At 45.2% G+C, this 19,890-nt stretch carries 15 protein-coding genes and 1 pseudogene; 13 read left to right on the top strand and 3 right to left on the bottom strand.

Features of this window, described 5'->3' with window-relative positions; all coding sequences use genetic code 11:
- From ACVA58_RS19170 to ACVA58_RS19120, 11 genes and pseudogenes are all read left to right on the top strand, one after another.
- Positions 1–573: pseudogene (locus ACVA58_RS19170) on the top strand (arylsulfatase); the annotation flags it as partial.
- A gap of 351 nt (positions 574–924) precedes the next feature.
- Positions 925–3,246: a multiheme c-type cytochrome gene (locus tag ACVA58_RS19165; RefSeq protein WP_446511962.1), complete on the top strand. Its 2,322-nt coding sequence runs from the start codon at positions 925–927 to the stop codon at positions 3,244–3,246.
- 107 nt (positions 3,247–3,353) lie between these two features.
- The gene (locus ACVA58_RS19160) at positions 3,354–4,355 is read left to right on the top strand and encodes an AAA family ATPase (RefSeq protein WP_446511961.1); all 1,002 of its coding nucleotides are present in this window, start codon (positions 3,354–3,356) and stop codon (positions 4,353–4,355) included.
- A gap of 11 nt (positions 4,356–4,366) precedes the next feature.
- Positions 4,367–5,326, top strand: a complete 960-nt coding sequence (locus ACVA58_RS19155; RefSeq protein ID WP_446511960.1) for a DUF58 domain-containing protein — start codon at positions 4,367–4,369, stop codon at positions 5,324–5,326.
- Between the two features lie 5 nt (positions 5,327–5,331).
- Positions 5,332–5,898, top strand: coding sequence for a DUF4381 domain-containing protein (locus ACVA58_RS19150; RefSeq protein WP_446511959.1), 567 nt, complete (start codon positions 5,332–5,334; stop codon positions 5,896–5,898).
- A complete protein-coding gene (locus tag ACVA58_RS19145) occupies positions 5,891–6,943 on the top strand; it encodes a vWA domain-containing protein (RefSeq protein ID WP_446511958.1) in 1,053 nt (350 codons plus the stop codon). The genes ACVA58_RS19150 and ACVA58_RS19145 overlap by 8 nt, the downstream gene beginning before the upstream one ends.
- Positions 6,936–8,636, top strand: a complete 1,701-nt coding sequence (locus ACVA58_RS19140; RefSeq protein ID WP_446511970.1) for a vWA domain-containing protein — start codon at positions 6,936–6,938, stop codon at positions 8,634–8,636. The genes ACVA58_RS19145 and ACVA58_RS19140 overlap by 8 nt, the downstream gene beginning before the upstream one ends.
- A gap of 20 nt (positions 8,637–8,656) precedes the next feature.
- A complete protein-coding gene (locus ACVA58_RS19135; RefSeq protein ID WP_446511969.1) occupies positions 8,657–9,985 on the top strand; it encodes a BatD family protein in 1,329 nt (442 codons plus the stop codon).
- A gap of 70 nt (positions 9,986–10,055) precedes the next feature.
- Positions 10,056–10,955, top strand: a complete 900-nt coding sequence (locus ACVA58_RS19130) for a LysR family transcriptional regulator (RefSeq protein WP_446511957.1) — start codon at positions 10,056–10,058, stop codon at positions 10,953–10,955.
- A 235-nt stretch (positions 10,956–11,190) separates the two neighbouring features.
- A complete protein-coding gene (locus ACVA58_RS19125; protein ID WP_446511956.1) occupies positions 11,191–12,027 on the top strand; it encodes a phosphate/phosphite/phosphonate ABC transporter substrate-binding protein in 837 nt (278 codons plus the stop codon).
- Between the two features lie 24 nt (positions 12,028–12,051).
- Positions 12,052–14,334 (top strand): ATP-binding protein, encoded by a 2,283-nt coding sequence (locus ACVA58_RS19120; RefSeq protein ID WP_446511955.1) that lies wholly within the window; start codon positions 12,052–12,054, stop codon positions 14,332–14,334.
- Positions 14,335–14,412: 78 nt separating this feature from the next.
- Here ACVA58_RS19120 and ACVA58_RS19115 read toward each other — a convergent pair whose 3' ends face one another.
- Together ACVA58_RS19115 and ACVA58_RS19110 are read right to left on the bottom strand one after the other, a co-directional pair.
- Positions 14,413–14,865, bottom strand: a complete 453-nt coding sequence (locus ACVA58_RS19115; protein WP_446511954.1) for a septal ring lytic transglycosylase RlpA family protein — start codon at positions 14,863–14,865, stop codon at positions 14,413–14,415.
- 456 nt (positions 14,866–15,321) lie between these two features.
- The gene (locus ACVA58_RS19110; RefSeq protein ID WP_446511953.1) at positions 15,322–15,660 is read right to left on the bottom strand and encodes a cytosolic protein; all 339 of its coding nucleotides are present in this window, start codon (positions 15,658–15,660) and stop codon (positions 15,322–15,324) included.
- Between the two features lie 327 nt (positions 15,661–15,987).
- Here ACVA58_RS19110 and ACVA58_RS19105 point away from each other — a divergent pair, with 327 nt between their 5' ends.
- On the top strand, positions 15,988–17,010 hold the full coding sequence (locus ACVA58_RS19105) for a competence protein CoiA (RefSeq protein ID WP_446511952.1): 1,023 nt from the start codon (positions 15,988–15,990) through the stop codon (positions 17,008–17,010).
- Between the two features lie 396 nt (positions 17,011–17,406).
- Positions 17,407–18,345 carry a LysR family transcriptional regulator gene (locus tag ACVA58_RS19100; RefSeq protein ID WP_446511951.1) on the top strand — a complete coding sequence of 313 codons (939 nt, stop codon included), beginning with the start codon at positions 17,407–17,409 and terminating at the stop codon, positions 18,343–18,345.
- 55 nt (positions 18,346–18,400) lie between these two features.
- Here the strand turns inward: ACVA58_RS19100 and gntH are convergent, their stop codons facing one another.
- Positions 18,401–19,660 (bottom strand): guanitoxin biosynthesis MBL fold metallo-hydrolase GntH, encoded by a 1,260-nt coding sequence (gene gntH / locus ACVA58_RS19095; RefSeq protein ID WP_446511950.1) that lies wholly within the window; start codon positions 19,658–19,660, stop codon positions 18,401–18,403.
- Positions 19,661–19,890 lie beyond the last annotated feature (230 nt).

Here is a 19,890-nt window from a genome sequence, read left to right as displayed (position 1 = left end):
GTTCGCTGGCCGGGTAAAATAGAACCGGGCAGCATTTCAAATGAAATCATGCATCATATGGACTGGATGCCAACCTTGGTTGCTGCCGCAGGTGATGATCAGATCAAAGAGAAGTTGCTAGAGGGTTATCAAGCGGGTGACAAGAAATTTAAAGTTCACCTCGATGGTTACAACTTCCTACCTTATCTCACCGGTGAGGTCGATACTGGACCACGAGAAGAAGTGTTTTATTTCACTGATGATGGTGATTTGAGTTCACTTCGTTACAACAATTGGAAGATTGTGTTCTTGGAGCAGCGAGCCAAAGGAACCCTGCGTATCTGGGCAGAACCGTTCACGCCTCTACGAGTGCCTAAAATCTTTAACTTGCGGATGGACCCGTATGAAGTTGCAGATATCACCTCAAATACCTATTACGACTGGATGTTAGACCGTGCCTTTATGCTAGTACCGGCACAGGCTTATGTGGCCAAGTTCCTTGATACATTTAAGGAATTCCCGCCAAGACAAAAAGCGGCAAGTTTCTCGCTTGATCAGGTGATGGAAAAACTTCAACAACCGCAAAATAAATAAGGTGTTGAATTATAACTAAGTTATCTCAAGGTGCCGGATTCAGAGGGGGGGCAGCACCTCAATCCAAGGCGAAGGTTTGCAGGAATGGCATTCCCTTTCAAAAAGCTTCAACGAAGGAGTGAATGGGCTGACACCCTCCCGAAGAGCGAGTTTTTTAAGCTTCTATACTGCGTTATTGTTTCTTGATTTAGAGCCACTAGATCTTCAAAACAATGCCTTGTCTACAAGCTTATAAATTCTCGCTGAACCTGCATCTTGAAGTAGCTTGGGTATAAAAGGGCTCTTTGGAGCCCTTTTTTGTCTCTCGTACTCTATCTTTATTTCAGGGAATATATTTCATCAAGGATGGTTATGGCACGATTGATCCAGTCTGGAAGGTGTTTGATTTTATTTTGTTGGTTGTTGAGCTTTGTATCGGTGAGCCAACCCGTGATGGGACAGACTTCGGTCTATGTGGGTAGCGAAACCTGTGTAGAGTGTCATAGCGAACAAGCCGATGCTTGGCGTGGCTCGCACCATGAAATGGCAATGAAACATGCGACACCTCAATCGGTCTTGGGTAACTTTTCTGATCAGACGTTGCCGCTTGATGGGAACCCAGAAGGGAAGACCAATCGCTTCTTTAAGAAAGGTGATGAATTCTGGGTCAATATCGCGGGCGCTGATCAAACATTCTCGGATTTTAAAATCAGTTATACCTTTGGTGTTTATCCCCTCCAGCAGTACATGGTTGAATTCCCCGATGGTCGGGTCCAGTTGCTCCCCTTTGCATGGGACTCTCGCCCACCAGAGCAGGGAGGGCAGCGCTGGTTTAATCTCTACCCAGAAACCACTCCAGTTGATGAGTTCTATTGGACCAATGCCGGCCAGAATTGGAACTTTATGTGTGCCGACTGCCATTCGACTAATCTAAAAAAGAATTACGACCCAAAGACCAACTCTTATCAAACCACTTGGTCCGAAATCAATGTAGGGTGCGAAGCTTGTCATGGCCCCGCGAGCGGCCATATAGAGTACGTGATAAGCACCAGTAGTGAAAAGAGCACACCACATTCGGATAAACAGACACACTCAAGCTTCTTAATGGGTTTCGAACGTGACCTCAGTGTATCAGTGAAAGAGTGGATTGCTAAGGAAGGCCAAAATACCCTGCAACCAAAATCTATTCAGGCAACGGACCAAGTGCAAACATGTGCTCAGTGCCACAGTCGGCGTACTCAGCTCAATGAGTCGGCAAGTCATGTTAAAGGATCGTTCTTGGATAAATATCGGCTGAGTCTTATCACGCCTGAACTGTATTATCCTGATGGCCAAATTTACGATGAAGACTATGTTTATGGTTCATTTTTGCAATCAGTAATGGCTGAAAAAGGGGTGACGTGTACCAATTGCCATGATCCACATACGGCAAAGCTGACGATCCCAGAAGAAGCCGTTTGTCGTCAGTGCCATGTTTCTCCCGAGTATACATCCAGTAAGCATACGCTTCATGATGCCGCTACCGAGGCGGCCAAGTGTACCTCTTGCCACATGCCAGAGACGACTTACATGCAAATTGACCCAAGGCGCGATCATAGTTGGCATGTACCACGTCCTGATTTAAGTAAGCACATTAATACGCCGAATGTGTGTACCGGATGTCACGAAGATAAAACCAATCAATGGGCGGATGAGGCGTTAGCGAAACATTTCCCTAATTCTGATTACCGCCAGCAGCATTTCGGCGTGGCCTTCTATGCCGACAGCATTGGTCACAAAGCGGCGCCAGATGCACTGTCGTATACAGCTCAAGATGCGAGTTTAAGCGATATTATCCGTGCCTCTGCACTGTCCAGAATGGGGGGCAATACTAGCCAGAATACCTTAGTTGCACTCGCCAGAGCGGTAAAGCATGACAGCGAATTGATGAGGCTGGGTGCTATTGAGGGATCAGCGGGTTATGGCTGGCCAGAACGTTGGCAAATTTTATCCCCGTTGCTGAATGATCCCGTACTGTCGGTAAGGACAGAAGCGGCAGGTGTATTAGTCGGTTATTGGCCGCAGATAAGTTTGCCGCAAAGAGATAGTCTCAATACGCCTTTGCAAGAGTATATCGAGATACAGAAATTTAACGCAGACAGAGGCTTTGGCCGGACCAACCTTGGCAATGTGCATCGTGCAATGGGAGAAATGGACAATGCGATTGCTTGGTATCAAGGTGCGATTGAGATTGAACCATATTTTGCTAATAGCTATGTCAATTTAGCCGATCTTTACCGTAGTCAAAACAATGAGAAGCTTGCCTTGCAAGTGCTGGAACAGGGAATGAAAGCTCAGCCGAATGACAGTGCGCTGCCTTATAGTGCTGGCTTAGCATTATTACGAACCGGTGAAGCAGAGCAAGCCAATCAATATTTGAAACAGGCAGCAGAGATGGCCGTTGAGAATTCCCACTATTGGTATGTTTATGGCTTGGCGTTGGAAAAGTCCGATGTATTAGCGTCCAGTCAAGCATTGTCAGCGGCATTTCGCATCAGCGGTAACCCGCAATACCTCTATGCCCAATGTGAAGTGTTGGCGCGAAACTACCAGCTTGGTGCAGTATCTAGCGCCTTTGAGAGTTGCACCCAGGAGTTAGGCAAAATTGTACCGCCTGAAGTGGTTAGTCAATTGAAATTACAGGTCCGCAATTAGTCCTTTCGGCTTAAGCTGTAATGGCCTTTATAACCATTAGTTATCAGCCTTGCAGGTAAGATAGAGTCATTAGATACAGCGAAAGAATGAACCGATGAGGGTAAGTCATGAACCAAGCACAACAGGCCATTAATCAACTCATTGAGCAAACAGAAAAAAGTGTTATAGGCCAGCGCCATGTGGTGGAAGCTCTGGTTATTGGCCTGCTAGCCAATGGCCATATCTTGTTGGAGGGCTTGCCTGGAACAGCAAAAACACGCTCGGTTAAATCACTGGCGAATTTGTTGAGTACCGATTTTGGCCGTATTCAGTTTACCCCTGATCTATTACCTTCTGATGTTACGGGCACGGAAATTTATCAAGACCTCGACGGTAAGCCTCAGCTGCATTTTCAACCGGGGCCTATTTTTAACAGTATCGTTCTTGCCGATGAAGTGAACCGTGCGCCGGCGAAAGTTCAGGCGGCTTTGCTCGAAGCAATGGCTGAAGGGACAATCACCGTCGGTGATACCACCCACCAATTGCCTGAGTTGTTTATGGTGTTGGCGACCCAGAACCCAGTGGAGCAAGAGGGAACCTACCCGTTACCGGAAGCGCAGATGGATCGCTTCATGATGAAAGTGACTGTTGAGTACCCCGAGGATGAGGCCGAACGGGATATCATCCGCTTAGTTCGAAGTGAAGAGCTAGGGACGGCTGTTAGTGATCAGAATGCAGGGAATGGGCAAAATGAAGAGCTGGATAATATCGAGCCGGATATTGTACTGGAAGCTCGCCGCCAACTGCCAAATGTCACCGTTTCCGATTTGGTCGAACGCTACATTGTTGCGTTAGTCATGGCTACACGTAAGCCAGAGCGTTATCCCGATTCAAATTTAGCAAAATGGATTGAAGTCGGTTCAAGCCCGCGAGCGTCTATCGCCCTAGATAAATGTGCTCGCGCCTATGCTTGGCTGCAAGGTCGTGAACATGTCCTTCCAGATGATGTCCGCGCCATGTCACCAATGGTATTGGGACACCGTTTTACGCTTACCTATGACGCCCTTGCTGATGGGATCAATCATTTAAGGATCGTCGAAGAACTGCTCGACCATGTAGAAATCGGATAACTGGGGGCTTTATGGCAAAGCCAAACATTGCACCTCATTCTACAGGGCTCGATGCCCGAATTTACTGCGATTACTCACGCTTGGTGCGTCTTCAATCTCAAATCGGTGTGTTTAGCTTATTACCTCATCTGAAGGCTGGCAGCGTGTTGTCGGGAAGGCACAACTCATTGTTCCGTGGAAGAGGCCTTAATTTTGAGGAATTACGCCATTACCAACTGGGTGATGATATTCGTAATTTGGACTGGAAGGTCACATTGCGCACAGGCAAACCCCATGTGCGAAGCTATACCGAAGAAAAAGACCGAAATGTGATTATTTGCGTTGATCAGCGTAGCCAAATGTTTTTCTCATCAACAGCCGTGATGAAGTCAGTTATTGCTGCTGAAATTGCAGCCATGTGTGGTTGGCGGGTGCTAAAAGATGGTGATCGTGTCGGTTTGGTTATCGCCTCGGCTGAAAAAATTTATCACAGTAAATCCCAGCGCTCACAGCATGCCTTTATGTCCCAGTTAAAGTTATTAGCCAATGCCAATCAGCAACTGAATGTTGAAACCGTCAATAGTGACAGGGTGAGTTTTTCCCTGTGGCTTGAGCAGATAAAACGCATGAAGCTGTCCCAATCGACCATCGTATTTATGACTGACTGGCGAGATTGTGAGGAGACCCACCTCGAACAGCTCAAACAACTACAAATACATAATGACGTCTTGGCCGTACTTATTAATGACCCATTAGAGCAAACCTTACCCCGAAAGTTGGTTAAATCAAACTGGGTCGTTGGCGACGGTCAGTATCAGCTTAGCCTAGACACCAAAGAAAAGGTGGATCAGGCTAGTGCGAGTATGACCGAGCGTAGCTTGCTGACTCGCCAATCACTGACCCGTTTGATGGCACTGAAAAATCTACCGTTTATTGAGCTGGATACCACAGGGGCTCACATCGCCCAGTTTCAACGGCTTGTTGGGAGGTAGTCGTTATGAGTATTGAACATTCGCCTCCGAGTACTTACATATTGCGTGAGCTTTATGATGTCGCTGTCCCCGACAGCGTCAGTTGGATGCCACAAACTATTGGTTGGAAAATCCTGTTGGTATTGTTAATCGTTATCGCTGGGTATGTCTGTTACAGGTTGCTGCAGCGCTGGTGGCACAATCGTTATCGAGCAGAGGCGATAGCAGCATTAAACCACTTATCGATCGAAGATCCTCAATTTGAAGATACCTTGTTTTCTATTTTGAAAATTGTATTGGTATATCTGGATCCCACAAATGCAAAGTTATTTAGTACATCCTTTTTACAACAACTCGATGCGCTAAGCGAAGGCCGTTGCTCTTTTGATGATGAACTCAGTCAAAAGTGGATTCAGTCATTGGTTGACCCTGCTGCTTCCCTTGATGACGAGGAGCGAGAAGTATTGCGTCAACGCGCTTTGCAGTGGGTTAAATTTCATCAAGGTAAACCAATAAAGTCTGCTTCTGTCAGATCGCTATTTGCCAAATCGGCAAATGATCGTAAAGAACAGGGGGAGAACCGCCATGTTTAATTTTTCGATGATCAATTTGGAATTTGTACATCCTTGGTGGTTTTTAGCCTTACCTTTACCCTTGATTGTTTTCTATTTCGTGCCAGCTTATCGAACCAAGCAAACTGCGATTAAAGTGCCATTTTTCAGCCAGCTGATTGAAGCCTTAGGTGAAACTCCATCGACAGGGGCGAACCAGCTGACACCGTCCTGGTGGCAGCGCATGACCTTGGTGATTTCTTGGGTGCTTATCATTACAGCATTGGCTAAACCGACCATCTTGGGCGAACCACAAGTGAGAGAAAGCTATGGTCGGGATGTTATGGTGCTAGTGGATCTTTCAGGTTCAATGGCAGAAAAAGATTTTACCTCATCGGCTGGGCATAAAGTGTCTCGCCTTGATGCTGTGAAAGAAGTGTTGGCTGATTTTGTCAAAACTCGCCAAGGGGATCGCTTAGGGCTTATTTTGTTTGGTGATGCGGCATTTTTACAAACGCCCTTTACCGCCGATCAAGATGTATGGCTTGCGCTGCTGAATCAAACCGAAGTCGCGATGGCCGGACAGAGTACGCATCTTGGTGATGCGATGGGGCTAGCAATTAAAGTGTTTGATCAAAGCCACCAAGAAAGAGGGGAGCCGGATAGAGAAAAAGTGGCCATAGTACTCACCGATGGCAACGATACCGATAGCTTTGTTGAACCGATAGAAGCGGCCAAAGTCGCCAAAGCCAAGGGCGTTCGCATTCATATGATTGCGATGGGGGATCCACAAACCGTTGGCGAGACTGCACTGGATATGGAAACGATAAACCGTGTCGCTAAAGAATCAGGCGGTCAGGCATTTGTTGCACTTGATCGTGAGGCGCTTTCAACTGCTTACGAAGAGATCGGTAAGTTGGAGCCGCAGCTTTATGAAAGCACGACCTATCGTCCGAAACAAAGTGTTCATCATTATCTTATTGCTGTTGTGGTTGCGATGTATCTTGTTGCATTTTCGCTGGCAACCGTTACCCGTCGTAGACAGCTAAGTGCAAGCGTTGCAGGCTGGGAGAATAATGATGTTTGACAGTCTTAGCCTGCAGCAAATGCTCACGCAATTTCATTTTATCCGGCCGCTATGGCTACTGGCTCTTATTCCAATGGGGTTACTGTTTTGGTTACGGTGGCGGGAAGCCAACCAACCGGGCTGGAAAGATGTATTGCCAGATCACCTTCGTAAAGTGTTAACCATCGGCGAAAAAGGCTGGAGCAAGCAGCTTCCTCTTAAGCTCCTGATGGTGATGATCGCGATTGCAATTTTGGTTTGCGCCGGGCCGACATGGCAGCGACAAGCTTCGCCATTTGGAGAAGATAAAGCCTCGATGCTGGTCCTTTTTGATAGTAGCGAATCTATGTTGGAGCAAGATTTGCCACCAAGTAGGTTAGAGCGCTCTAAGCAAAAGGTGCGAGATCTTTTAGCGCTCCGACAAGGAGGCAGTACTGGGTTGGTCGTTTATGCAGGCTCGGCCCATATTGCGATGCCGATGACTCAAGATACCAAGGTGTTCGAGCCATTTCTAGCGGCGATCTCTCCTGAGATCATGCCGGTTGAAGGCAAATTTGCAGAGCAAGCCTTACCGTTAATTGATCAGCAACTTCAGGGAAGGCCGGGTTCAACGGTGTTACTGGTATCTGATGGGGCTAACCCCAATACAATTGCCGCTTTTAAGGCATATTTCGCTGATAAACCTTATCAGCTAATGTTACTCGGTGCGGGGAATCGCAATGTTGTAAGTGATGCCCCTGCTGATTTTGACTCGTTACGTCAGTTGGCAAGTGACGTAGGTGGACGGTTTATTGAAATAGCGGTTGATAACAGTGATGTTGAACAACTCAATCTTTCTGTTGAGCGCAATATGCAGCTTAACGGTGAGTCAGCCATGCCTTGGCAGGATATGGGGTATCAACTGTTATTACCTATCGCTTTAGTGATGTTACTTTGGTTTCGAAAAGGTTGGTTGGTGCAGTGGTGTGTTGTGCTTTCGCTTACGGGCTCACTACTGGCTGCACCGTCAGTAAAAGCCGAAACGGTTGTTGCGTCAAAAGCGCAAATGTCTCAGCCTGTTGAAATGGTGACTGCATGGGATAAAACAGCTCAATGGTGGTGGGATTTATGGTTAACGCCAGACCAGCAAGGTCAGCGGCTCTTTAATCAAGGAGAGTACCTTGAAGCGGCAAAGCATTTTGTCTCCCCACTGAGAAAGGGCTCCGCTTATTATTATGCCTCTGAGTATAAACAAGCCCACCGAGCATTTTTGCAAATGGACAGCGATTTTGGCTTATACAACGCCGCCAGTGCCTTGGCAAGGCAGCGAGAGTATCTAGCGGCAAGGGACCTGTTACAGTCACTTGCTGATAAGGAGTCCCTTGCGGTTGATTTTCGGCCTAACGTTGAACACAACCTCAAGGTGATAGGTGGCATTGTTGAAGAAATCAATCGCACTAGTGAAAGCCAGGCTGGAACTACTGATGGACCGGAAGAGTCGTTTGAATTAGGTGATGATAAACCTCGGACTGCCGATGGTGCCGATGAAAAAACAGCGGCTGAGTTAATGATTAAGGAAACACTCAATGCTAATGAAATTTTGGGCAGCAATGAGTTGGCAGATAAGTGGTTAAAACGAGTCGAGGCAGATCCAAAATATTTCTTACGCGCTAAATTCCAGATCCAACTCAATGAGTCAGATGAAAGCCATGTCGGTGGAGAGGCACAACAATGAAGTCACTATTTTCATTTACTATGTTGAAGCCGTGGCCAAAGCGTCATTTCCATGAATCACTACATTTGTTGGTGGTGGGATTAGTTATATGGGCTTGTGTCGGCAGCAGCATGAGTTACGCTGTCACAATGTCGGATTTGCAACGCAGCAATGATGTTGAGGTTAAGTCTTGGTTAGCGGGTTCAGGTTCAGATCCTAGGACGGGTTCGGATACAGATCAGAATCAACTGCCGAGCTTCAGCGTTAACCAACAAGTGATACTTTATGTTGAAGTCGCAACCCCGCGCTGGTTCACCGGTGGTACTCGAATAGAGGCAGTTGAAATACCGAATGTCATCGCGAAGCAGCGTAATCAGCTTGCGACCAATTATACCGAGAGGAAAGGGGGAGTTACTTGGTCTCGGCAGCGGTGGGAAATCACCTTATACCCAGTCAAGTCGGGCACTTATTCTATCCCTTCGCTGGCTGTGAATGTGCAAGTGTCAGCGCCTGGCGGGGCCAATGTCTCAGGGACAATGTACACCAAGCCAATGGCGTTTAACGTTAATCTACCATCAGGCTTAGTGAGTGATCAAATTGCTTGGTTTACCGCATCAAATGTGGATGTTAAACAAGACTGGAAGCAATCGAGTGGCGAGCTGAAAGTTGGTGATGCTATTACCCGTAAAGTGACTATTCAGGCACAAGATAGCCTTTCTATATTACTGCCAAACCTGCTGAGCAGCGAATCATCGGCCTACTTTCAAGGTTACCCTCAACCACATCGTTTAGGTGACTCGCAAACACGTGGGGATTATCAATCAAGCAGGGTTGAAGAAACCGTATATGTGATTCAGCAAGGTGGAGACTTTAGTCTTCCGGAGCATCAATTTCAGTGGTGGAATACCAAAACAAACCAGCTGGAAACCGTGACCATTGAAGGTAAACAATTCCATGCACGTCATACCTTAGCGTCTTTTGTTAAAGCTAACCTGCACACTATGGTTGTTGTTATTGTGGCAGCAGTTGTTGCACTGACGGTTTTCTTTGCTGGTCGCCGGTTTTATCGTACCCACCCTAAGCCACCTTGGCTGCTGTTTTGGCTTGACGTCAAAAAGGGAAAGTGGTCACAAGCGAGGGGAAAGCTGTATCGTCATCTACGCCAATCAACTGATAAACTTGAAATGAATAAAGTCGCTAGTGATAGCAATTGGTTGAAAACAAGTGGTCAAATTCAAACTGGCGAAGAAAATACCAATGTATTTAAAAAAATGTGGTGGTTGATCAGTGGCCATCAAAGATCGCTTGATAAGCTGACGTTACCTAAAGCACTCCCTAAGCTAGATAAGGTTCACAAGGCGCAAAGATAGGCCTTTAATTAACTGAGAAAATAATGCTTATTATTGGAACGATATAGAATAATATAAAATGGCCCAAAAGATGAAAAGTACCGATCTTAACCTCATTCCCATATTTGTCGCTGTTTTTGAAGAGCAAAGCCTATCTAAAGCAGCCGTGCGGATGGAAGTCAGCCAGCCTGCGGTGAGTAAGGGACTAAAACGCCTTCGTGACATTTATGATGACCCGCTGTTTCACCGTAATGCCAGTGGGGTAGAACCGACAGCGTTTGCCAGCGATATCTATCCGGCTTTGGCTGCTTCTTTGAAGAACTTTAGTTCGACTTTATCGGCTTCTCGTGGGTTCGACCCGAAAACATCAAAGCGGATATTTTCTATCGCCTGTGTGTCGGTGGCCAGTTATAGCGTTATCCCTGCATTGATCGAGAGGGTACGTATGGAAGCGCCAAATATTGCCTTCGAGATCCATCCTTTGTTCACCGAAGATATGGAGGCAGATTTACGGTTGCAGCGATACGATTTGGTGATAGATATGCCCCCGCGCGGACGTAGCCTGCTAAAATCTCAAGTCCTTTATTCAGAGGAGCTCAGCGTTGTGTGCTGTAAGCATCATCCTCGACTTTCTGACTCGATCACTATCGAAGAATTTCTTAATGAAGATCATGTGGTGGTGTCCCGCTGGCATGCGCGAGGCAGCTTACTAAATTCTGATGATATTCCGGAGCTTGATCAACGAAATATCGTTGTTCGTGCACCAGGTGCAGTAGAAATGATGCCTATAATTGCAGGCTCTGACATGATTGGCATTTTGCCAAAATCAACCATTGAATCCTTTTCCGACCGCTATGCAATCAAAGCGTTACCTTTACCGTTTGGTGAAGACCTCTATGATCTGTGCGCCATATGGCACCCCAGTCGGACATCAGAAACCAGTCACCGCTGGCTAAGGCAACTGTTGTTTAAAGTCGTCAAAGAAAGCTGAACATACTTTATTACCCAAGGGCTTGAATATAGAGTTGAGCCCTTCTCTGTAAGCATCCTCGTATCTATTCCCTGTCTTTGACTCATTTATTTTCGATCTTGTTTCCGACCGACCTCTGATTGTAGTGCCTAAAATTGGCATCCTTTTTGACTGTTTTTCTGTATCTGGAATAGTTCATGAGTAACTTGCCTGGTATAGGTTGAACATCTATCGGGCGGATGGGGGAGGTTGCAAGATGCAAATCAATTTGAAACGCAAAATCACAATGGCAGTGTTCTCAATCGCTGTAGGGTTTTCTGGATATGTTACGGCGAGTCAAGAGGTGAGTGAAACTCAGGTGAGCCTGACATTCGGCGTTGTACCACAGCAATCAGCCGCAAAACTTGCCAAGCAATGGGGCCCATTGCTTAAAGCATGGAGTGAAGTGACTGGTATAGATATCCGTTTTGCGACCGCAAGGGATATTCCTACGTTTGAACACCGCTTGGTTGCTGGTGAATATGATATTGCGTATATGAATCCGTATCATTTTACACTCGTTAACCAGTCTCCGGGTTATACCGCACTAGCCAGAGCTAAAGATAAGCGCATTACAGGAATTATGGTGGCAAAAAAAGAATGGCAAGGTGACGTTAGCGAATTGAATAATACTTCTCTTGCATTTCCGGCTCCTCGAGCTTTTGCTGCATCCATTTTGACGCAATCAGAACTGCGTCAGCAAGGGCTATCAATAACCCCTACTTACGTAGGTTCTCATGATTCAGTGTATATGGCCGTTGCCAAAGGGTTATATCCAGCGGGGGGTGGTGTTATGCGTACTTTTAACAGCTTGGATGAGTCGGTGAAGAATCAGCTTGCCGTCATTTATCAGACGAAAAGCTATACTCCACATGCGATAGCTTTTGCCAATAAGTTAGATGAAGACACAGTCATGAAATTACAGGAAAGCTTAACGCCTTTGAATCAACATGCTGAAGCGAAGACAATGTTCGACCAATTGAGTATTAAAGGTTTAGAACCAGCGAAAGACAGTGATTGGGATGATGTTGTGAACCTTGATATTCAACTATAACAATCAAAATAGGTGAGGCTGGGTATGACATTACGAACAAAAACCATTATTGGTATCGCATTGATTGAAGCCCTGGTATTGGCTCTGTTGATTATTACCGGTTTACAATGGTTGAAGACATCAAATAACAGCCGCCTTGAAACTGGTAGCCAACAACTCGTGAGTGTTTTTGCCAGCGCAACACGAGATGCTGTGTTGGCGACCGATCTCGCCTACCTTGACAGCTTTGCTGAGTCGATAACGACTGAGCATAACCTTGCCTATATTAGAATCACCGACCGGAACGGCCTGGAATTGACTCGCCATGGTGCATACCAAGATGTGACAACCAATCATTTACCTTCCGACGTTGTTGATGGTGTATATGATGTTTACAGTGATATTAAAGTAGCAGATCAGTATTACGGCAAAGTCGAAATGGGGGTGAGAGTCAGTGACTTTCAAGCCTTGATGTCACAAGCCACTCATATGAGCTTATTGATTGCTATTTTAGAAATGACCTTGGTCGCCATCTTTTCATTTGCTCTTGGCACCTACCTATTACGTCGCTTAGATACGCTAAAAAAGGGGGTTGAGCGGATAGGGAAGATGGGTCCAGGAGCACAAATTGCCGTTACCGGAAAAGACGAAGTGACAAGAGTCAGTAAGGCTTTTAATGAAATGTCTCTGTCACTGGCCAGTGCCCAAGAAGATTTGGCGAAAAAGCATGAACAACAGGTTGTGTTGACGGAGAAAGTCACTGAGCTAGCACAAGTGGCGGAGCATGCTAGAGACGTCATCATTATTACCGACGCAAAAGGTAAAATCACATGGGTGAATCCAGCGTTCGAGAGACTAACAGGGTATCAGCACGTTGAAGTTGTGGGTAAAAAACCAGGTGAATTACTGCAAGGTGATAATACCGATCCAGCTACCGTTATGTATATGTCAAATAGATTGGCGGAAAAGCTGCCGGTTAAATCAGAAGTTCTTAACTATTCTAAATCTGGTCAAGAATATTGGGTGGAAATGGATATAACACCAGTCCTTAATGAAAGAGGGGACGTTATCCGGTTTATTGCTGTCGAGCGAGATATTACTGAACGCCGCAGAGTAAATAAACAGCTTGAAGAAGCACTGGTACAAGCGACAAAAGCCAATTCGGCAAAATCAGAGTTCCTCGCCAATATGAGCCATGAAATCCGCACTCCGATGAATGCGATTATGGGACTCAGTGAAATTCTGCTAGACAAAGTAAATATCCCAGAGCAGCGTGAGCAACTGAATATCATTAATCAGTCAGCGGATAACCTCGTTACTATCATCAACGATATTCTGGATTACAGCAAGATTGAGGCAGGTAAGCTGACACTTATAGAGGCATCGTTTGATTTGCGGGAGGTATTAGATCAAGCCGTAGAACTCAGCGCTTACCAGGCTAAAAAGAAAGGCTTACCGGTAATATTGGATGTGGCGGCTAATATGAACACTCAAGTAAAGGGCGATAAAGGGCGCTTGAATCAGGTGCTGTTGAACTTATTGGGTAATGCGGTGAAATTTACTCATAAAGGCCATATCAGGCTCAGCGTTTCTGAAGAGAATATCGAGGACGTTCCTCGTTACCGGTTTAGTGTTGAAGATACGGGGATGGGTATTCCTGCTAATCGTCTACCGTTTATCATGGAAAAGTTTGAACAGGTTGATAATTCAGCGACTCGAGAATTTGAAGGAACAGGTCTTGGCTTGGCTATCTGCAAACATCTCGTTGCGATGTTTGGAGGTCAGTTGGTGGTAGAGTCTGAAGAAGGAGTCGGTTCATGTTTTTCATTCACTATTCATTTAGAACCGCAATCAATCCAACGAGAACAGAGTGCTACGCCATCGTGCAGTGGTGCAGTTGTCGATGAAAGTGTTTTGCCTAAATTAACCGTGCTGGTGGCCGAGGATAGCCAAGTCAACCGAATGCTGGTTGAAGCTATGTTGGCTAATAGTCAATTGGAACTCATTTTTGCAAAAGACGGAGTAGAAGCTGTTGAACTATACCAGCAACACCATCCGGATTTAGTTATTACTGATATCTCGATGCCATGCAAAGATGGTTACGCGGTGACGGCTGAGGTAAGGGCGTTACAGCAAAGTGGACTGTTCCCTTGGTGCCCCGTGATTGCGCTTTCTGCCCATGCCATGGTGGAAGATAAAGAGAACAGCCAGCAGCGTGGGCTGGATGATTATCTGACGAAGCCGGTTAAGAAAGTGGAGCTGGTCAATATGATTGCCAAATGGGGTGGGATTATTGGAAACCAGCAGGTAAAGAGGGTAATGGATTAGGTTTTACTTACTTTAAAGAAATGAAAATTGTGCAGCAGCCTGCTGCACAAATCAATCCTGGTACATTTGAGTAGGGGATTAGTGCTTATACCTAAAGGTATTACTATCATCAATAATTTCAATTTTTACCGGGGCTAAGCCTTTCTTGGTGTTACCTATTTGTTCAAATGATTTCTGAGAAAGATCAATGACTCGACCTTTTGCAAAAGGGCCTCGATCATTGATCTTAACATCTACCGTTTTGTTATTGGCTGTATTTGTCACCCTCACAATAGCCCCAAAAGGTAAGGTTTTATGAGCCGCTGTATAGGCTTTCATGTTATACCGCTCACCACTTGCAGTGAGCCTTCCGTGGTATTTTTTACCATACCATGAAGCTTGACCAACAAGATCATGTGAACGGGCATAACCCCTTGTTTTTTCTTTATCGATTGCCCCAGTTGACGAGCAGCCAGCAAGCAATGTAAGGATGAGAGCCGTAAACACGAGGTTTAATTTTTTCACGCTATTTGGGTACTCTATTTTCTTCATATCATGTTTATCTTTTTTAACTTATTGATAATGGAGTGTGGAATACACGCTTTAGCATGTTGCTTCAGTACATACAAAGCTACCACAGTTGCAATAAAACAGTTTAAAAACGCGAATGAGGAAAATTATCCTCCGATTTGACTCGCCGATTTTGCCATGAACTATTTTTCGTTTGGTCATGGTTAAGAAAGATTTTTGGACGTGAAAAGATTAAGTTAGCAACGTTTGAGGTCTGCGCCAGATTATTAATGTCTCAAAAGCCTATGCGGAGTTCCCGCTAACCATTCAATAACTGTCGAAGCCACTACCTAGGTGTTGAGCTCGAGTCTGCATGAGACTTTCGGAGCAAATTGACGGCTAAGTATGGTCATGCAGGCTTCTTGATGCTTTGAGAAGCCTGTGCCCTATTCCTTGCTAGGGATACCAATTCGCCGATTTCAACTTACTGAATAATTTTCAGTCTATTCGGGTAATAAAGGTTTGCTCGTCATTCACAAAAGCCACAAAGCCGCCGTGATAGATAAACACCCGACCACGCCCCTCAACTATGCAGGCAAGCTGTGGGTTCAAATCTTCTTCGTTATCCTGGCTTTGAAAAGTACCGGTATCGGTGATTACGCCGCTGAGTGTAGGCAAATATCCATAAGTGCGCTTGGCTTGATCAATCAGATTCAATTCGCTGGCGGTAGAGAAGCACAAGGGGATCGCACCGGCTTCTTCGATAAATATGGTTTTCAGTTCTTCAAAAGCTGTAATCACCAGCCAGTCGATACCGTTAACATGATGGATAAACATAGAGTTTCTCGTTAATTCTGATGCGGAGATTTTATCACTATCAGGGGCAGAACGTAGTAGAGATTTAGTTGCTAAAGGCGCTAATTCTGTGCCATTTCCAGACATTCACTATGCCAACTTGAAACACGCCTTTGCCCCATTGTGTGTTTCGATCGATTAAAGACTCTTTCAGAAAATCATCGTTTGAATTACTTTTCGTTATGCGTAGAGCCCAAACTATGCGATCAAATCTGTTAATCTTATAGAACAATTTCCCCACATTTATGAATTTGCGGTAAGAAAAATAGCCCGATAAAATGACCACTCTAACCGATGAAAGAGTGCCACATGCCATTAAGAGCTACCCTTGACGGATCCGCCGTTCAGTCCTTCAATTATTCTTCCAATGAATGGGGTCAACTCAAGAGCAGCTACAAGTCACGTACGCTGACGATGGCTTGTTGTGGCCATAAAGCGATCCCAAAAACGAGCAAACTGGGCACTCGGTATTTTGCACATGCTCGTCGTGGCGAATGCACCAGTGCACCAGAAACCGCCGATCACCTCAAACTCAAAACGATTGTGGCCAAAGCGGCGGAAGATGCCGGTTGGCAAGTCACAACGGAGTTTGAAGGCATGACACCAGGTGGTGAGAAATGGGTAGCCGATGTTTACTGTCAAAGAGGCGATAAAACGATGGTATTTGAGGTGCAATGGTCCCACCAGTCCGAGAGCGAGTACCTTCGCCGCACTGAGAAATACGAAGCTTCTGGCATTAACCGGGTTGCTTGGTTATATCGAGATAGAGCCAATAGAGACAGGCTCTATGACCAACCTGATTCGTTGCCCAAATTTGGCTTTATTCCCAGTGATAATGGCTATGTCGTGCCTGACTTCGATGTCGATATCGTGGAATTTGTAGAGGGCATGTTTGCAGGTAGGCTTAAGTGGGCGCCGAAAAAAGGTGATATCTTAGATGCGTTTGCTTGTTACAATAAAAGCCTGTGTTTAAAGTGCGGCGGTCTTAATCACTACGTTTGTGCACTTGAGGTCCATACTAAAAGTGGCGTGTCACTTGGTGGGGAGCTCTTCGATCTTTATTCCAGTGCACGGGAGGTGATAGAGGCCAATGTTTCTCGGGAACGCCTTCTAGAATACGGCATTGGTTCATTAGACCACATCTATAACAAAAGGGGTGGGTACGCCTATATGGCGCATGGGTGCCTCCACTGTAATGGGGTGCATTGTAATCACACATACAGATTTGATTACCATACCGATATCACCCGTTCGGTACCTTTTTCCTTTCGATACGATCCCGCATTATTGCACCTTCGTCCAAAATGGTGCTTTAGCAAATCACCAGCGTGACGTTAAGTAACCGCGTTGGGTAACTGCTTTTCGTTTGAATCATCATGCTTTCAAGTGAAGAGTGGGCGTGGACATAAGTGACATTGAAGTTCGAGACTTATTTACATAGTTTCCCTTTTGATCTATCAAGGTTTTGTCCAGAGCCATGCTGACTGCGCGGCTGACTCGGATCTGCCCCTTTATGAGTTGGGGAGGGTATTACCCTCCAATTTTAGCTTGCTTATTTGGCTTACTTCTCCTAATCATTAGAACTCTAACAATGTGGCCAAATTTGCTGATCCACTACATACCAAACTTTCAACAGTCAGCTACCCTCCCTAATCTACATCACAGCACTAATAATGAAAAAATAATAAGATGATTAAACGATGATTCATACGCAATCTAGGATGAACGATGGACACGGATTTAACAAAACTGGATTTGAATTTACTTCGACTCCTCCGCACCGTTGTTGAAACACGCAGCACTACGTTAGCGGCAGAGAAATTAGGGATTTCTCAAGCCAGTGTCAGTCGAGGAGTAGGCAAGTTAAGGGAGCTGTTTGGAGAACAGCTATTTTTAAGAAAAGCCCACAGTATTGAACCATCTGAACTTGCAATTCGGTTAGCGGAAGCCACCACCGAAATGATGAACCCTATTTCAAAAGTTCTTGATTCGTTTAATAATTTTGACCCGCTTCAATTTCGCGGAAAAGTATCATTCGCAGTCAACACTTACTTACTGGAAGTCTTTGGGGAACGATTAATGCACTTGCTGGCAAGTAAACTACCAAATGCAACGTTTGAGCTTGACTACTGGCAAAGTCAATCTTTAACGGATATGTTAAATGGCAAGATTGATTATGCATTGCAGATTTCCAATTTCCCTTTTCCTCAAGATGTCTATAGTCACCATATAAAAGCCGTGGAATCAGGTATTCTTGCTCGGAAAAATCATCCGGTATTAGAACAAGGTAACGAATGGGATAAAATCCACTCTCTACCACTCGTTCAGCTCTATTTAGCGGGGGTGAATTACGATAAAAGTGCACTTCATGAACTGTATGAGCTTAAGGGCTATAAAGCCCACGTAACGCTCAAAACTCACAGCCTAAAAGCGGCTCTTTACACAATAAAGACCACCGATGCGATATGTTATTCCAGCAGTTATGTGGCAGAGCTTGGAGAAGACATTCAAGTTTATCCATTGCCCTTATTATCAGAAGATCTTAAGCGATTTGATATTATTGGTGGGTATTTGCAAACAAGAAGAAATTATCCATTGAATCAGTTTCTGCATCAGATTATTCAAGCCTTTTTTGATGCTATCCAACAACCCGGAGAAGGGACTTGATTTCTGGTTAAATAAAAAAAGCACCCATAGGGCGCTTTACTTTACCGTCTAGGAATTAATGCTCTTCATGTTGCTCTAAGCGGGAGTCAGATACCCAGCTAGGTGTCAGCCCTTCTGATGGTTTTTTGTCAAATGTCGCCTCACTTGGATCCGAAGGAGGTGACCAGCTTAATAAGTCAGTTCGGGCCATTCGTGTGACAACTTGCTCTTTTGTCACATTGATAACCATCAAATCTTGCGCGATTGCCACAGGACCACCGTAAGTTTTATTTAGACCTGCGAAAGCTTTATCGATAGTATCTTCATTGGTAAAGAAGTGCGTCCCTACTCCCAAAACTGGCTGAGCAATGGTGAAAAGTTCACCCAGTTCAGTCGCTGACGTATGTTTATGAACGATACTCTCTGCGACTTCTAAAGGCATACCATTTTTCTCTGAAAACGTTGGGGCATCAATAAAAAGTTCATGTATAAACACATCAACACCTTTCGACATTTTAGCTTCATGAACCGTAGGCTCACTATCACCAGTAAACGCCATGGACAAACCATTCCATTCTAATCGATAACCGACAGCTCCCACTAGGATATGGTCAACGGGAAACGCGTAAACTTCAACGTCATTTTCAGCGTAAATTAGCTGTTGAGGTTGCTCAGGGCTAAATTTGGCATAGTCAAATTCATGCGCCTTTATTTGCATACCTTCTCGAGCCGCAATCCCCGTCTTACTCAGTACATGCCATGCCGCTGCTTTCTCTACATGCTCCACAAAACTGGCAATACCTAATTCAGGTGTATGACCCGAAGAGCCATAAACATTGAGAGGCACATTCCTTCCCCACCCCATAGAGTCCCATAAGTTGAAAATCCCCCCTACATGATCAAGGTGTAAATGAGTGATAAATACTTTGTCTAGAGAGTCATGCGGTAAGCCCAAACTCCATAGGTTCGGCACTGTCCCTCCGCCAATATCGAATATAAAATTGTCACCGTTACCCAATTCAACGAGCCAACTGGTTGAAGCTTGTCCCATTCTTACTGGCGGGTTACCAGAGCCTATAGTAGTAATTCTCATTTCGTCAGGCTCTATCATTTCTTGGCCTGCGATGAAGTGCTCGGCATACTGTCGATGCTCACCTTCCATCTTTTTGACCACGTTGTGTTTAGTAAGAGGTTGACCGCATAACGGCACAGGGTATCCTGCTTCGGTTAAGTGACACTCGCGGGGAAAAGTATAATCCAGTGGTGAATCAGCAAATGTGGATACGGAAAACGTTGAGCATAAGACAAATGCCAGTAAATTTGATGTGTTTTTCATAATTGCTCCGGTTGTTGACTTTCAGTGCCTCTTATTGTCGACAACAACCGACCTATAAGCCACGTATAACAGAAATACGGATTTGCAGACTCATTATTCTAATGAACACAAACTATCGTTGCTTATAAAGCAAAAAAATTAACTAAAACAAACGTATTCATTTCTTCGGCCAGAAAAAGCCAGAATACGCAAAAATGATGATGGACGATGGTTACGATTACCAACAGATT

Source organism: Photobacterium sp. DNB22_13_2, assembly GCF_052873915.1.
The sequence above is the reverse complement of the archived record's forward strand: the minus strand, read 5'-3'. Positions and strand labels throughout refer to the sequence as shown.

Bases quoted from the DNA above. Each gene is read 5' to 3' on its own strand.
- ACVA58_RS19165 (WP_446511962.1), top strand. From the start codon at position 925: ATGGCACGATTGATCCAGTCTGGAAGGTGTTTGATTTTATTTTGTTGG.
- ACVA58_RS19160 (WP_446511961.1), top strand. From the start codon at position 3,354: ATGAACCAAGCACAACAGGCCATTAATCAACTCATTGAGCAAACAGAA.
- ACVA58_RS19155 (WP_446511960.1), top strand. From the start codon at position 4,367: ATGGCAAAGCCAAACATTGCACCTCATTCTACAGGGCTCGATGCCCGA.
- ACVA58_RS19150 (WP_446511959.1), top strand. From the start codon at position 5,332: ATGAGTATTGAACATTCGCCTCCGAGTACTTACATATTGCGTGAGCTT.
- ACVA58_RS19145 (WP_446511958.1), top strand. From the start codon at position 5,891: ATGTTTAATTTTTCGATGATCAATTTGGAATTTGTACATCCTTGGTGG.
- ACVA58_RS19140 (WP_446511970.1), top strand. From the start codon at position 6,936: ATGTTTGACAGTCTTAGCCTGCAGCAAATGCTCACGCAATTTCATTTT.
- ACVA58_RS19135 (WP_446511969.1), top strand. From the start codon at position 8,657: ATGTTGAAGCCGTGGCCAAAGCGTCATTTCCATGAATCACTACATTTG.
- ACVA58_RS19130 (WP_446511957.1), top strand. From the start codon at position 10,056: ATGAAAAGTACCGATCTTAACCTCATTCCCATATTTGTCGCTGTTTTT.
- ACVA58_RS19125 (WP_446511956.1), top strand. From the start codon at position 11,191: ATGCAAATCAATTTGAAACGCAAAATCACAATGGCAGTGTTCTCAATC.
- ACVA58_RS19120 (WP_446511955.1), top strand. From the start codon at position 12,052: ATGACATTACGAACAAAAACCATTATTGGTATCGCATTGATTGAAGCC.
- ACVA58_RS19115 (WP_446511954.1), bottom strand. From the start codon at position 14,865: ATGAAGAAAATAGAGTACCCAAATAGCGTGAAAAAATTAAACCTCGTG.
- ACVA58_RS19110 (WP_446511953.1), bottom strand. From the start codon at position 15,660: ATGTTTATCCATCATGTTAACGGTATCGACTGGCTGGTGATTACAGCT.
- ACVA58_RS19105 (WP_446511952.1), top strand. From the start codon at position 15,988: ATGCCATTAAGAGCTACCCTTGACGGATCCGCCGTTCAGTCCTTCAAT.
- ACVA58_RS19100 (WP_446511951.1), top strand. From the start codon at position 17,407: ATGGACACGGATTTAACAAAACTGGATTTGAATTTACTTCGACTCCTC.
- gntH (WP_446511950.1), bottom strand. From the start codon at position 19,660: ATGAAAAACACATCAAATTTACTGGCATTTGTCTTATGCTCAACGTTT.